Raw genomic sequence first — 14,298 nt, 5'->3', positions numbered from 1 at the left:
GGAGCCTTGTTATGGAACAAGTGACAACGCAATACAGCATTAAGGTCGTGAAGTACTTCATCATTGCATCCTTAGTGTGGGCGATTGTAGGTATGATCATCGGCGTGATTCTCGCCGCGCAATTATATTGGCCAGTCTTAAACTTTGATTCTCAGTATTTCCAATTTGGTCGACTGCGTCCGCTACATACCTCTGGAGTAATTTACGGCTTCGTCGTGAATATCTTGATGGGGACGTCTTTGTACATTGCCCAGCGAACAGGCCATTGTGACTTGTTCAACAAAAGCCTTTCATGGATGGTATTTTGGGGCTGGCAATTCATCCTGTTACTTGCGGTCATTTCCTTACCCACAGGCCACACTACCTCAAAAGAGTATGCGGAGCTTGAATGGCCAATCGACTTGATGATTGTGTTGGTTTGGGTGCTGTACGCGGTGTTGTTCTTTGGCACCCTTGCTAAACGAAAGGTCAGCCATATCTTTGTGGCTAACTGGTTCTTTGCTGCATTCATTATCGTCGTTGCAATGATTTTCATCGTGAACAACCTCGCGATGCCTGTGTTGGCGATGAAGTCCTACTCTGTGTTTGCAGGCGCTCAAGATGCGATTGTTCAATGGTGGTGGGGACATAATGCCGTCGGTTTCTTGCTGACCGCTGGTGTGATTGGTATGAACTACTATTTCATACCCAAAGCGGCGGATCGACCTATCTACTCGTACCGTTTGTCTGTGATCCATTTCTGGGGCTTGGTCGGCTTTTACACGTGGGCCGGAACGCACCATTTGGTTTATTCTTCTGTTCCCATCTGGATTCAGAATATCGGCATCGTTATGTCTTTGATCCTGTGGCTCCCTTCTTGGGCAGGCGCGTTCAATAGCGCAATGACCCTCCTACAAAATAAAGAAAAGCTGAAGTCCGACTACATTCTTTTATTCTTTTTCTCAGCGATTCTTTACTACTGCTTGGCAACATTCGAAGGTCCGCTACTCGCTATTCGCTGGTTCAACATGGTGGCACACAACACCGAATGGATCATCGGGCACGTACATTCCGCGGCTCTCGGATGGGTTGGGATGTCAGGGATAGCGGTTTTTTACTACTTCATTCCACGCTTATGGGGCCAAACCGATCTATGGTCACGACGACTGATTAAATGGCACTTTTGGCTTGCTCATGCTGGCGTCGCCATCTATGCAATAGCACTTTGGATCGCAGGCATCGGCGAGGGATATATGTGGCTCGCTCAAAATGAAAATGGCGAACTGATTTACAGTTTTGTAGAAGCTATGGACTTTAAAGCACCTTGGCTATTCATGCGTTTCTTTGGTGGCGCGCTGTTTGTACTTGGATTGTTCTTAATGGCTTTCAACTTGTACAAAACGGTTCGTATGCCCGTAACAAATGATGCTAAACACACTGTTAATGAAGGAGCTTAAATGATGAGTAAAGACTTTACACATTCAATCGTCATTTTAATTTTGACCACTGTTGTCGTGGCCTCCTTCTCTTTATTGGTCTGGGTAGTGCCAAGCATTGTCCGTGGCGATGATATTGCCAAAGGCAGCTTAGCGATGCCTCTCACACCGATTGAGTTAGCAGGCCGAGACATATACATCAGTGAAGGCTGCCATGTTTGTCACACACAAATGGTTCGCCCTCTAGAGCCAGAAGTGAAGCGTAATGGTCGCCCGAACCAAGAAGCAGACGATATCTATGAGTTTCCTAACTTGTGGGGCTCTAAACGTACTGGTCCTGACCTCACTAACTTAGGTAGAAAGTATTCTGACCAATGGCATGCTATTCACTTAATTGACCCTCGAAAAGTCGTACCGACCTCGATCATGCCCTCTTACCCGTGGCTATTTGAGCAGACTCTGACTGGCGATGATATTAGCGCCAAAATGGAAGTGTTACGTACCTTAGGTGTGCCTTATACCGATCAAGAAATTGGTGATGCCCGTTTGCAAGTAAGAGGCAAAACCAAAGGTGAAGCTCTGATTCGCTATTTACAAAGCCTGGGTAAAGATACGTCACAGGAGGTATCACAATGAGCACATTCTGGAATCTATGGGCGGTACTCTTAACCTTAATATTCTTTGTTCTGATGGTGTCTGTTGTCGTTAAATACTGGCGTAGCAATCACAAGGCCGATCACGACCACACCATTGGCACCTTTGATGGTATTGAAGAGAAAGATGCGCCTCCACCTAAGCTGTTATTTATCAGTTATGCAGTGGCATTTCTTTTGTCTGCGGGTTATTTGGTGCTCTACCCCGGGCTTGGAGAATGGGAAGGGTTAGTCGATTGGGAACAAAGCGACGATAAGCTCAGTTCACCATCCACCACTCTCAATGAGCAATTTGCACAAACCAGCGAAACCACGTTAGAGGGATTAGCTGCTGTCCCAGAGATCGTGAACAGCGGTAGGATTCTATTCCAAACTCACTGTGCCGCTTGTCACCGAGATAATGCACAAGGTCAGAAACACTTCCCTAATCTTATCGACCAAGAATGGTTATACGGCGGCAGTGATGAAGCTGTGATCCATTCGATTGCCAAAGGGCGAAATGGAGCGATGCCGGGTTGGAGTGAAATCATGCGCCCAGACGAGGTGGCAAAAGTCTCCTACTATCTAGCCTCCCTCAACCAACGTCATACCGATGTGCCGAAGATTAAAGTCGAGCTCGGTAAAACCTTGTTCGTCCAATACTGTTCGTCTTGTCATGCCGATGGTGCTGTCGCTAACCCAGCGATTGGCGTACCTGATCTTTCCGATGATATCTGGCTTCACGGAGGGAGTATTGAAGAGATTCAGCACACCATCAATTACGGTTTGAACAACCTAATGCCTGCGTTTGATGAGCAGCTCAGTGAGAACGAGATACTCGCGCTTGGGGCTTATATCCGACACGCTGGTGACGTAGAGCAACAACGGCTCGCGAGTTTGAAAGCATCATCTGTTGAGCGCGGAGAATATCTCGCTTATGCCGGTGACTGTGTGGCTTGTCATAGTGCAGAAGGTGGCGAACCCTTTGCTGGCGGCCTACCCTTTGTCACCCCCTTCGGCACCGTGTATTCAACCAACATAACGCCACACACTACCGAAGGTATTGGGACTTATGACTTCGATGATTTCCGAGCGGCGTTAGTCGCAGGTAAAGGCAAGAATGGTTACCTGTACCCTGCAATGCCTTACACCTCCTATCAATACCTCACCGACCAAGACATGGTGGATTTATGGGAATACATGCAGTCAATCACCGCCGTGCCGCGACGCAATGATGACAACAGCATGATGTTTCCATCCAATATTCGCTTAGGTTTGCTTGGCTGGAACATCGTATTCATGGATACCGACCCTATTGATTATGAAGTGCCAGAGGAACTCAAAGGAGAAATTGAGAATGTCGATAAGTGGCAACAAGGCAAATATTGGGTCGCAGGACTTGGTCACTGTTCGGAGTGCCATACACCTCGAAATATTGCTCAAGCACTGATACCAGAACGTATTTTCCAAGGTAACTTGATCGACGGTTGGAACGCGCCTGATATCACAGCTAATGAGCTCTACGTCGATGGTTGGGATGAAGCAACACTCACCGACTTTTTACACACCGGACATTCAGACAAAGGCACCGCTTTTGCGGGTATGGCTGATGTAGTGAAAAACAGCCTAAGCTTGATGACGCGTGAAGATATCGAGTCGATGTCCTATTACCTACTCAGTGGGGACATCAACAACACCATTGCCAGTGATGCCGTTCAGTTACAGCCTAAAGGGTTTGATGAAGCTGCGTATGCCAGTGAAATCTACACCACGTATCGTCAAACTTGTGGGGCGTGTCATGGTGACGATGGTAAAGGTCGCGACCCAATCGCCCCTACTCTGTTGAATAATGGCATTATCATGCACAGCGACCCATTCAACACCATTGCGGTAACCGTTCGCGGCTTGCAACCTACCTATCTCGACAAAGATCGAAACTTCATGCCGATGGCAAGTTTCGAGGATGTATTGTCGGATCAACGCTTAGCTGAGTTAATCACGTTTGTGCGTTTAAACCTTGGCGACCGAAATGAACCAGTCACGGCTGAACATGTTCGAGAGGTAAGAGAAACACTTGAAGCAGCGGGTTATGCGGGTGGATTACACACCACGCCTGAAATGTACGAAAATCGAGATAAGAACATTAACATACGATAGGCGCTGTAGCTGTGCGTAGCCGATTGGCTCAATAAACAGCGAACAGCACGTAACTTTTATCTTTGCTAACAAGCCAAAAGGAGACCACTGTGTCTCCTTTTCTTTTGCCCAAACCCAAGTTTTCGATACTTTGCCGTACAACACAATTGTAACTAACTGATTACACAATTAAGCAGAGCTGCACATAATGCGATCAATCTCGCAGAACAAAGATGACACCAAGTGCATAATATGCAAAATTTTCTAAAGATGTACTAAGGACAGTTATGGATACAACTACACTCATCTACGATACGTTGGAAGGCCTGTCGAGCGCAAAGCCTCAGCAACACGCTCAAATCCGCCAAAATCTATATAACCAATTAGATTTATCATTTGAGAAGCAGTTGGCTTTGTATTCATCAGTTCTTGGTCCAGCAAGTGCTGGTAGATTGACCGATTTGGATAGTGCAGTGATGTCTGCACGCAAGATTGTTGGCTTAGAAAACAGCTAAGCAATCTTCAACCTATCTCAACTTTAACGCTGCCATTGTGCAGCGTTTTTTTATGGACGCTATTTACGATAAGTAAGGTTGGTTACGATAAATGCTGTTAGTTGCGATAAACGCGGTTAAGAAGATAAGTGCAGTTGGGTCTGTTTTTCAAGTTACACGCATTCTCATTTGGTTAATCTTATGTTCCATTTTTAACAGGTGTGTAACCACAATAATGGCGCTAATGTTAGTAGCACGTTAACCACACATCGGATGGAAGAATCATGAGAGTACTTATTGAATATACACAGACAGGCAAATACCGTGATCATGCGTGGGAAGCATTAACGATTCGTTCAAAAGGCGAAATTCAAGCTGTGACTCCCTCTTATGCGGCTCAACTTATCGAACAGAACCGCGCAAGCTTATCGACCACTGAAAATCAAGATATCGTCATCCAACCTTAATGGCTTCAAGGGCTACCCCTCCTAGTTCCTTAAATCGAATAGTTCGATGACATAAAAAAAACGCTGCACGGATGCAGCGTTTTCTTGTTTCTGGCGTATCGTATTTCTAACGTAGATAGTTTCTAAAGTAGAAAGCTTCTAACGCATCTTGTTTCTAGTGCAAATAGCTTGATTACTTTGGCAGATTTTCTAACGCTTCAACCATCGTCATCAATTTATCGACAATCCTTTCGCCGTCTACTCGCAAGCCATTGTGTTCATATTCATTGGTGATCCACGCTTTCGAGTTAGGAATGTTCGCCAATGTTTCACGGCTGTAATCCAACTCAACGTACATGTCATCGGCGTAAACGGCACACGCCATTGGCACTGTATTCTTGCTCAACTGCTCTGCGTTGTACAAAGTGCCCCAGTCCGACTTTTCAGCCAACATGTTCGCGGCTTCACGCAGTGGCTTCAGCGTTTCAAGTTGGTCGAACATCCATGGGTACACCATTTCACCAGTAAACCAGAACTCACTGCCCGATTGGTAGTTGAAGTGTGGGTACTGCTCACGAACACGATGTGCAGACCAGTTAGACGCTGTACCTTGACAGTAAATCGATTCATGCAAGATTGCGTAAATTGGGTTAGTTAAGTAACCCTGCTCTTGCTGCATTTGATTTAGGAAGCTGTAGCTCAGCTGTCTGTTACCGTTCACTTCAACAAACGCACTCTCCAGTGTGAAATACATTGGAAGGTTTGCTTCGCCGCCACCAAGATTAATACCTATTAGCTGGAACTGTTCAACTGTGAACACCTGACCGTTTGGCAGTCTCACATCGTTGTTGAGCAGGTAATCAGAGATCTCGCGACACATAGCTTGTGCTTGTGGGAACTGAGCAAAGAAAGCTCTGTTTTTGTCTTCTACACGCTTGTAAGTCGCACGATAAACATCGTCAGCTTCTCGTTCAATAGAAGGAATGCCGCCCGTCACATAACAACGCTGCAAGCTCTGTGGGAACAGTGACAAATAGCTCAGTGTACAGAAGCCACCAAAGCTTTGACCAATCGTCGACCATTGCTTAATACCAAACTGTTCACGAATCGCTTCAGCGTCACGAACGATGTTATCCGCTCTGAAATGCGTTAAGTATTCGACTTGTTGTTCTGGAGACAAATGCGCCAAAGTTTCATGGCTGATAACCGTGCTGTTGCCAGTACCACGTTGGTCTAGAAGCAGAACACGGTAGTTTTGTAATGCACGCTTTAGCCAACCCGATTGACCACTCACCCGTGGAGAAGGAAAACCTGGGCCGCCTTGAAAGTAGATCAACCACGGCAGCTCTTGCTCATCTTTAGCGAGATCAACCAGCTCACGTGCGAAGACTTGGATCTGTTGTCCATCTTTGGCTTGATAATCAAGTGGCAACTCGAAAGAGTGCTGACGGTACAGGGTGGTTCCATCAATAAAGTTAGCTTGCACGCTTCATTCCTTTTTATCTGATTCTAAAGTCATTGGTACGAATAAAAATGGCACCCTTTGGCACCGTAGTTAGCAAGATACGCATACTAGCTTGTAAATGAAACCGTTTGTTGAACCTGAATGTGAAGGTACTTCATTAAATCGCCAAATTAGCTTTATACGCGTAACAACTTGTGTCAAAACAGAGAGTTTAAGATGTGATCTATTGAGAAGAAGAACAAAAGTGGGACACAAATAAAAAGAGCTTAACGAGGTGAGGATACGTTAAGCTCTTTGGTTTTATCTGTTGTAAATGAGGTTTTTAGGTTGAACAAGCTCAGGCTTTATAGGTTTAGTTTCTATAAGCCAAAGATCTATAAACTGAGCTTCTGTAACTTATAGCTCTATAAAACAAAGCTAAGAAGCCTCGAGCTCACCTGCACCTTGAATTGAACGTTGGCTGTTTTCAACAAGGATAGCCGTCGCCGTTTCTTTCAACGCGCCCCACTCTCCATCGTCAACTTCAATGCCCTCGTTCCACGCCTTCTCTTGAGTTTTAAAAAGCGCTTCCGATTCAATGTGTGTTTGGTAGCCATCTGACAAACGTTCGATATCGAAATCCTGGACGGAAAGCTCGATGGTCATATTGTGGATATGATCGTCCGATGCCAGAGGCAAATCTGATAAAAACAGTTCTGGTGCAACGCAACCACGGTTAAGCACATACAAGGTGCTCTTAGGATTTGAGCCATTATCCCAACGTGCGGTACATGCGATGCCTTTCGCTGCCAGTTTTACAAGCTCACTGTACGCTAACCAACGGTTATGGCAGTTGTTTAGCTCGATTTTCAGCGTCTTTTTACCGACCATTTTTTCAATGGCGTAATCCATCACCACAGGAAGATGACACGCTAAGCTCGCCTTGTGCAGGTCCACTTCAACTGTGTTGTCGCTTGTCACTTGGATGTCTACAGGGCAATCGTCTTCTAGCCCCATAAAGTTGCTCGCATTGTTAAAATGACGAACACCATCCAAGCCAACCATTTGTAAATCTGCCACCATGTTCGCTATCACATCGGCTTCACCACATGTACGACGCATACCCAGAAAGGCTTTATTAACGGCCGCGACCAATTCATTGTGAGAAACGATCATAGCGATTTACCTCCATGTTGAGCATTGATATGTGTAGGAACGTTATGAGAGCCAGCAAGCTCCGCTTCACTTGGTAAGACTGGGAACACCCACTCGTCTTGATGAATTTCGTCAAGCAGCGGTGCGCCTTGGAAGAAGGTCACGCGAACCCAACGATCTGAGCGAGGATCAAACTTAGTAGCACCAAACATAGCTAGCTTGCAACGTAACAGATGCATCGGCAGCGACTCTTTATGAAGCACGTTCATTTGAATGTCGCCCATCGCTTTGTTGCCAAGCGTCCATACACGACGTGCTATCGCACGATGTTGCGGTTGTTTTACCAAGAACTCTGCTAGAGAAAGCTCTGGTGTGAACTGTAATAAGGAGTGGTACAGACGGTAAGCTTGACGACCAATATCTAATGGCAGCTCACGCTCTTCACCAATTTCTTCTCCTCGAACACCGAGCCTTGGCTCTTCTTTGTCCTGAGAGCGATACCAGAACCAGTAGTTGTTATCTGCTTTCGTAAAGTCGGTGGTGATTGCCCAACGGTACTTTTCTTCTAACACAACCAATAGGTCTTGGATCTTTTTGCCACTAGGAAGCGAGAGTGTTTCGCTACAATTCATATGCTCTTGATGGGCGTCCACTAATTCTGGGTACAATTCCATCAAGCATGAGATAAGGATTTCTTGGGCTTCCATACTCATGTGCTTAGATTGTTCAACTAACTGCGCCCATGTATCGCAATGGTTTACAGAAGCTTCTAGTGACTGTTCTGCGTGTTTTAACTCATCAACAGCGGTTTTGTTCAACTCTTGCTGGTTTTCATTGATGGTAACAACTTGTTCTAAATGACAAATCGCTTTTTTAACGTATCTACGTAGTGGCTCGATAAACGCCGTATCGGTCTGACTAGCCAACACGTCCGCCAATGCATGTTCACGGGTTGTCATCCATTGATCGACAATACTTGGGTGGTTAATAAGGTATGGCGCCATGCCTAAACCAGTCGCATTACCAACACCAAGGTAACGCTGTAATCCTCTATGCAAGGTAATCGCTTGTTCACCGCCTTGTTGCTCCGCTAGGTAATGAACCCAATCTAGGCTGAACTCACGCAGCATATAAACAGCACACATTTGAGCACTGAACGATTGATTAAAATCTGGATTCTTTTCCAAGATTTTAAAGTCAGCAATACCAAACTTACCATTACCATAAACCGCTGTGGTTCGTAGGATGTAGCCAACTTCCGCTAGCTCTTTTGGCGTTGGTTGAACACCTTTAGCCAAGTGACTAACAATATGTTCAAACACTCGTACACTTTTGTTGGCACGCGCTAAAACAAGCACATTGTTAGGGTTACGGCCTGCTTCTTGTAGCGGTACATTCGCACGAAGTCTCTCAAGTAGGGTGACATCAACATCACCAAGAACCAGAGCAAACGTTACGTCCCACTTTTCAGCAATTACACGGTCATTTCGTTCGTCGTCTGCAATCTCATCGCAGAAAACAACCAAATGATAAACATGATTTGGCGTCTCTAGCTTATAGATAACATGACCAAAACCTCGAGCGTCTAGTTGCCACTCATGCTTAGTCACTTTCCATTGCTGTTGCGCCATTTTACGAATCAGAGTTCTTACGAAGCTGATGCGTGTTTGGTGCATAGCACCCAGTCTTTCCGGTGCCATGACGACCGTTGCGTCACGTAGTGCTGATTCAGTGTAGGTAGAACGATGTGCATCCATTTTGCTCACCACCTTATAGTTATAGGATTTTGCTAGCCATTCAGAACCGATCGTTGCTGTCTTTTGAAGCATATATAGCGACAGTATGTTGGTTAGCTTTCACGTTTTTAATCGTTATTGATATTATCGAGGCAAGCGAGCTCACCCCTTATTATTTGTCCTGACTAGATCGATTGACCTAGATACGTGCCGCCCGATGTATCTTCACCAGTACGGTTTTTCTGTTCCTTTCGGAATCTTGCATCAGCCTTCTTTCAAAGGCTGATTCGTTCTTGTTTTACAGAGCCCTTTTGTTTAATAACCCTGCTCTCTAAAAACCTTGCTCTTTTGCCATCTTGATTGCGATTTGAGGCGCATTCCAAAGTGATGGCAACAAGATTAAGGACACCGGTACCGCGGTGATAACAATGAAGGATTGCAGCGCTGAAATACCGCCAGAGCCTAGGGAAATCAGAATTAACGCTGTTACCCCCATCATCACACCCCAGAAGGTACGAATAATTGCATTCGGTTCTGTCTCACCACTGATCACCACACTGATGGTGTAAGTCATTGAGTCACCTGTCGTTACGATGAAGATCGTCGTCAAGATCAAGAACAGAATAGAGATAAGCATTGGCATTGGTAGTTGCTGAGTTACTGCCAGTAGCGCGCCAGGTAAATTAAAGCCTTCGAACGCTTTACTTACGCTGCCTGGGTCTGCAATTTCAAACGCAAGGCCAGAACCGCCAACAATGGTGAACCAGAAACATGTTACGAACGGTGCAATAAGACTGATGGTTGATACCAATTGGCGAATACTACGACCGCGTGAAATACGTGCGATGAAGATTGCCATCATTGGGCCGTAACCTAAGAACCAACCCCAGAAGAATACTGTCCACCAGCTCAACCAACCTTCGTCACCACGGTATGTTGCCATTGGGATGAAGTTGTCTATCATGCTGCCTACACCTTGGATGTAGCCATTGAAAATGAAGTTTGTTGGGCCGAAGATCAGAATGTAGACCATCAATGACATTGCTAAAATTACGTTGTAACGGCTTAGCATTTGCATTCCGCGGTTAAGACCACTTAATGCCGACAATGTGTATAGAACGATAGCGAACAGGATGATGATAAGCTGCGTCGTGAAGCCATCAGGGATATCAAACAGTGCATTCAGTGCATAGCTCACTTGCAAGCCCAAGAAGCCGATAGGACCGATGGTGCCCGCCGCTACAGCGACAATACAACATGCATCAATTAAAGCGCCGGTGTGACCTTTCAGTGCACGTTCGCCTAATACTGGGTAAAGCAAAATACGCGGTTTAAGTGGCAAGCCTTTGTCGTAGTGAAGGTGCATAACCACGATAGACGTTAAGCTGCCGACGATTGCCCATGCAAGGAAACCCCAGTGCATGAAAGATTGTGATAACGCATTCACCGCGCCTTGCTGTGCGTTTTCTTGTGCACCGTACAATGGTGGTGGGCTAACGTAGTGAGCAATCGGCTCCGCTGCAGCCCAAAATACGCCGCCACCCGCAAGTAGCGTACAGAAGATGATCGCCATCCAACGGAAACCATCCATTTCAGGTTTCGCGATGCCGCCTAAGATAACCTTGCCTGTTCGCCCTGCCGCCAGGCCAAGACCAATAAGAAAAGTCAGAAGAAGTAGCATTTGCCAGTAAGGACCGAATACTTTGACCGACCACGCAAAGCCCGTGTTAACCAGAGTTGATAGCAATTCGCCATCAAATAGGGCCAGTGTCACGAACAGAGCGATAAAACCGCCGCTGTACCAAAGTGCCGGGTTGGATAACCCTAATTTGTCTGAGGTAGATTCAGACTGGTTGGTGTTGCTTGTTGCATTACTTGCTGTGTGTGCTTGACCCGCATTTAAGCTTGAAGATTTCACGCTATTGGTTAAATCAGACATACTCTGACTCCAGAGGTTTCTTTGCAGCTGTCATAAAAATGATGACTACAAGGGTGTATTTAACACCTGCCCTATTATTTTTGTGTTGAGCAGGCTAATCCATGTTTGGGTTACCGCGTTGCGAAATAGACCGTTGTTCCTTTTGAATAGTGAATTTTGTTAAAGCAGTACTCGCTAAATGAACGTATTTAGAAGACTGCTCATTAGATGCTGACTACTGAGAAAAACGACTTAGCCTTGGCTTTGAGGCTCTAGGCCATCTTTCAAAAAGTTAAACCAGTTTTCTCCTAAGACTTGTCCAGCTTCAGACTCGCTAAAACCATGACGCATCAATCCGTTATAAATATTTTCCATACCCGAACTACCACAGAACCAAGGCAACGCATCAGGCCAACCTGAGTTATTCGCAGAGCCTTCGCCGTAGTCCATCGCTTTAGACCAACGACCATTTCTCATCCATTCAAGAACGGCTTGAGGTTGGTTTAAGCATAGGTCACTACCAATACCGAGGTGTTCGACGCCAACCATGTCAGCAGTGGTCGCAACCATCTGACAGAAGTCTTCCAAGGTACATTGGCTGCCGTTTGGTAGGTGGAATGGGTATAAGCTGAATCCGATTAAGCCACCGCGTGCAGTGAGCGCTTTAATCACATCGTTTGATTTGTTACGAAGTGCATCATGAGCAAACGTCGGATTCGCGTGGCTGATACAAATAGAACGAGAAGACAAATCAATCGCTTCAAGTGTTGAGCGCTCGGCACTGTGAGACATATCGATGATCATGCCCACTCGGTTCATCTCTTCGATGGCTTGCTTACCAAAGCGAGTAATACCGGTATCGTTCTTCTCGTAACAACCTGTCGCCAATAAACTTTGGTTGTTGTACGTCAGTTGCATGATCAAAAGACCCTGCTTACGCATCACTTCGATAAGACCGATCTCATCATCGATTGGAGAACAGTTCTGAGCGCCTAAGAAAATGCCGACTTTGCCAGTTGCTTTTGCAGTCTCAACATCAGCCATTGAGTGAATCGGCATGATAAGGTCTGCATTCTGCTCGAATCTTAAGTTCCATTCTGCAAAGCGAGATAAGGTTTCACGAGCTGTCTCGTGGTAAACCGCGGTAGCGTGAACTGCTGTAATGCCGCTCGCCTTTAGTGTTTGGAAATATTCTCTGTTCCAATTGCAGTATTGCAATCCATCTATAACAATCCGTTGCTGGTACATAACCACTCCTATTGAAAGCTCAGTGTTCTAGCTCGGTTTTGAAAACACGCTCAAGTAGCATGTTTTCAAAAATGGGTTAAATCACTTATCTAAGTTTGTTTTCTGTTTTGGTTTGAATGTTGGCCTGACTCTGTGAATCAGGCCAATTCTTATATAGAAAGCAGATTAGTAAGGACGCTGGTAAGCCGTCTTAACCACTGTGTAGAACTCTTTCGCGTATTGACCTTGCTCACGAGGACCGAAGCTAGACTCTTTACGACCACCAAACGGTACGTGGTAATCCGTGCCTGCTGTTGGTAGGTTGACCATCACACAACCGGTCTGCGCTTGTTGCTTGAACATTGCGCTAGTACGTAGGCTCTGAGTAATGATGCCGCCTGTTAGACCGAAGCGAGTGTCGTTGGTTGTCGCAATCGCTTCTTCTAGGTCAGCGACACGAATCACACTTGCCATTGGTGCGAACACTTCTTCTTGGTTCACTTCCCAATCGTTCTTAGTGTTCAAGAACAACGTTGGAGACATATAGAAACCTTCGTGTTGCATGCTCAAGCGTTCGCCGCCGAATGCTAGCTCACCGCCACTTTGACGCGCTTTCTCAACCCAACCTAGGTTTGCTTCAAGCTGGTTTCCGTCAACAACTGGGCCCATGAAAACGCCTTCCTCTAATGCGTGACCCACTTTCAGCTCGCTCATACGTTTAATCAGTGCTTCAACGTACTGGTCGTGGATGCTATCCATAACAACAAGACGAGAAGACGCTGTACATTTTTGACCTGCACCAGAGAAAGAGCCGGCAATAGTTGCTTCAACTGCGGTTTGGATATCTGCATCATCAGCGATAACCAGCGCGTTCTTACTGCCCATTTCCAGTTGGCAACGAACGAAGTTTGGTGCGGTAGCCGCTGCCACTTTACGACCCGTGTCAACAGAACCGGTAAAGCTCACACCGTTCACTTCTTTAGAGTTGATCAGTGCATCACCTACCGTTGAACCGCTACCCAATACAAGGTTAAACGTACCTGCAGGGATACCTTGGCGATGGATGATCTCAGTAAGCGCAACCGCACTTGCTGGTGTTAGGTTTGCTGGTTTCCAGATAACACTGTTACCGAAAGCCAATGCTGGAGCAATTTTCCAAGCTGCTGTTGCTGTCGGGAAGTTCCAAGGAGAGATAATGCCGATAACGCCTACCGCTTCGCGAGTCACTTCAACAGAAACACCCGGGCGTACAGAATCTGCGTTGTCACCAATTTGGCGAAGCACTTCAGCCGCAAAGTATTGGAAGAACTGACCTGCACGGTAAATCTCACCGCGACCTTCAGCAAACGGCTTACCTTCTTCACGAGATAGCAAAGTGCCCAGCTCATCACAACGGGCAATCAGCTCATCACCAATCGCTTGAAGCACCGCTTGTTTGCGTTCAATCGGCGTTTTTTCCCACTCTGGTTGAGCGTGTTTCGCCGCTGAAATCGCTTGTTGAACTTGCTCAGCACTTGCTTGTGCAAAGTTACCGATGTTTTCAGAAATATCTGATGGGTTAATGTTCGCTACGGTGCTTACACCCGCTTGCCATTCGCCGCCAATGTAAAGTGCGTTTTCTGCTTGAACATTCTGTAAGTGAGTCATCATTCTATCCTTGTAACGTTAGGTTGCGGTTGAGTCTGGCAACCATCG

Annotated in this window: 11 protein-coding genes; 5 read left to right on the top strand and 6 right to left on the bottom strand. The window is 46.1% G+C overall.

Annotated features, from left to right (window positions below; genetic code table 11):
* The first annotated feature begins 11 nt into the window (after positions 1–11).
* From ccoN to AB4503_RS20505, 5 genes are all read left to right on the top strand, one after another.
* Positions 12–1,436 carry a cytochrome-c oxidase, cbb3-type subunit I gene (ccoN, locus tag AB4503_RS20525; RefSeq protein WP_372115666.1) on the top strand — a complete coding sequence of 475 codons (1,425 nt, stop codon included), beginning with the start codon at positions 12–14 and terminating at the stop codon, positions 1,434–1,436.
* Positions 1,437–2,051 (top strand): cbb3-type cytochrome c oxidase subunit II, encoded by a 615-nt coding sequence (locus AB4503_RS20520; RefSeq protein WP_017064719.1) that lies wholly within the window; start codon positions 1,437–1,439, stop codon positions 2,049–2,051.
* Complete coding sequence (locus AB4503_RS20515) at positions 2,048–4,204, top strand: c-type cytochrome (protein ID WP_372115665.1); 2,157 nt, start codon at positions 2,048–2,050, stop codon at positions 4,202–4,204. Before AB4503_RS20520 ends, AB4503_RS20515 begins: the two co-directional genes overlap by 4 nt.
* A 266-nt stretch (positions 4,205–4,470) precedes the next feature.
* Positions 4,471–4,698 (top strand): PAS factor family protein, encoded by a 228-nt coding sequence (locus AB4503_RS20510; protein ID WP_004730426.1) that lies wholly within the window; start codon positions 4,471–4,473, stop codon positions 4,696–4,698.
* Between the two features lie 263 nt (positions 4,699–4,961).
* Positions 4,962–5,144, top strand: a complete 183-nt coding sequence (locus AB4503_RS20505) for a hypothetical protein (RefSeq protein ID WP_004730424.1) — start codon at positions 4,962–4,964, stop codon at positions 5,142–5,144.
* Positions 5,145–5,316: 172 nt separating this feature from the next.
* On the opposite strand, the gene AB4503_RS20500 is transcribed toward AB4503_RS20505, so the two are convergent.
* The 6 genes from AB4503_RS20500 to AB4503_RS20475 form a co-directional block, all read right to left on the bottom strand.
* Positions 5,317–6,609, bottom strand: coding sequence for an alpha/beta fold hydrolase (locus tag AB4503_RS20500; protein WP_017064721.1), 1,293 nt, complete (start codon positions 6,607–6,609; stop codon positions 5,317–5,319).
* 396 nt (positions 6,610–7,005) lie between these two features.
* Positions 7,006–7,743 (bottom strand): DUF3726 domain-containing protein, encoded by a 738-nt coding sequence (locus AB4503_RS20495; RefSeq protein ID WP_017064722.1) that lies wholly within the window; start codon positions 7,741–7,743, stop codon positions 7,006–7,008.
* Positions 7,740–9,551: a hypothetical protein gene (locus AB4503_RS20490; RefSeq protein WP_372115664.1), complete on the bottom strand. Its 1,812-nt coding sequence runs from the start codon at positions 9,549–9,551 to the stop codon at positions 7,740–7,742. Before AB4503_RS20490 ends, AB4503_RS20495 begins: the two co-directional genes overlap by 4 nt.
* A 238-nt stretch (positions 9,552–9,789) precedes the next feature.
* Positions 9,790–11,397, bottom strand: coding sequence for a BCCT family transporter (locus AB4503_RS20485; protein ID WP_372115663.1), 1,608 nt, complete (start codon positions 11,395–11,397; stop codon positions 9,790–9,792).
* Positions 11,398–11,628: 231 nt separating this feature from the next.
* Positions 11,629–12,624, bottom strand: a complete 996-nt coding sequence (locus tag AB4503_RS20480) for a membrane dipeptidase (protein ID WP_372115662.1) — start codon at positions 12,622–12,624, stop codon at positions 11,629–11,631.
* A gap of 165 nt (positions 12,625–12,789) precedes the next feature.
* Positions 12,790–14,250 (bottom strand): aldehyde dehydrogenase family protein, encoded by a 1,461-nt coding sequence (locus tag AB4503_RS20475; protein WP_372115677.1) that lies wholly within the window; start codon positions 14,248–14,250, stop codon positions 12,790–12,792.
* Positions 14,251–14,298: the final 48 nt, after the last annotated feature.

Origin of the sequence: Vibrio sp. 10N.222.55.B11, assembly GCF_041473705.1 — a bacterium.
In the GTDB taxonomy this organism is placed as follows: Bacteria; Pseudomonadota; Gammaproteobacteria; order Enterobacterales; family Vibrionaceae; genus Vibrio; species Vibrio crassostreae_C.
This window is presented reverse-complemented; position numbering and strand designations above follow the sequence as displayed.

Excerpts from the sequence above, each read along its gene's own strand:
- ccoN (WP_372115666.1), top strand. The coding sequence starts at position 12 with ATGGAACAAGTGACAACGCAATACAGCATTAAGGTCGTGAAGTACTTC.
- AB4503_RS20520 (WP_017064719.1), top strand. The coding sequence starts at position 1,437 with ATGATGAGTAAAGACTTTACACATTCAATCGTCATTTTAATTTTGACC.
- AB4503_RS20515 (WP_372115665.1), top strand. The coding sequence starts at position 2,048 with ATGAGCACATTCTGGAATCTATGGGCGGTACTCTTAACCTTAATATTC.
- AB4503_RS20510 (WP_004730426.1), top strand. The coding sequence starts at position 4,471 with ATGGATACAACTACACTCATCTACGATACGTTGGAAGGCCTGTCGAGC.
- AB4503_RS20505 (WP_004730424.1), top strand. The coding sequence starts at position 4,962 with ATGAGAGTACTTATTGAATATACACAGACAGGCAAATACCGTGATCAT.
- AB4503_RS20495 (WP_017064722.1), bottom strand. The coding sequence starts at position 7,743 with ATGATCGTTTCTCACAATGAATTGGTCGCGGCCGTTAATAAAGCCTTT.
- AB4503_RS20490 (WP_372115664.1), bottom strand. The coding sequence starts at position 9,551 with ATGCTTCAAAAGACAGCAACGATCGGTTCTGAATGGCTAGCAAAATCC.
- AB4503_RS20485 (WP_372115663.1), bottom strand. The coding sequence starts at position 11,397 with ATGTCTGATTTAACCAATAGCGTGAAATCTTCAAGCTTAAATGCGGGT.
- AB4503_RS20480 (WP_372115662.1), bottom strand. The coding sequence starts at position 12,624 with ATGTACCAGCAACGGATTGTTATAGATGGATTGCAATACTGCAATTGG.
- AB4503_RS20475 (WP_372115677.1), bottom strand. The coding sequence starts at position 14,250 with ATGACTCACTTACAGAATGTTCAAGCAGAAAACGCACTTTACATTGGC.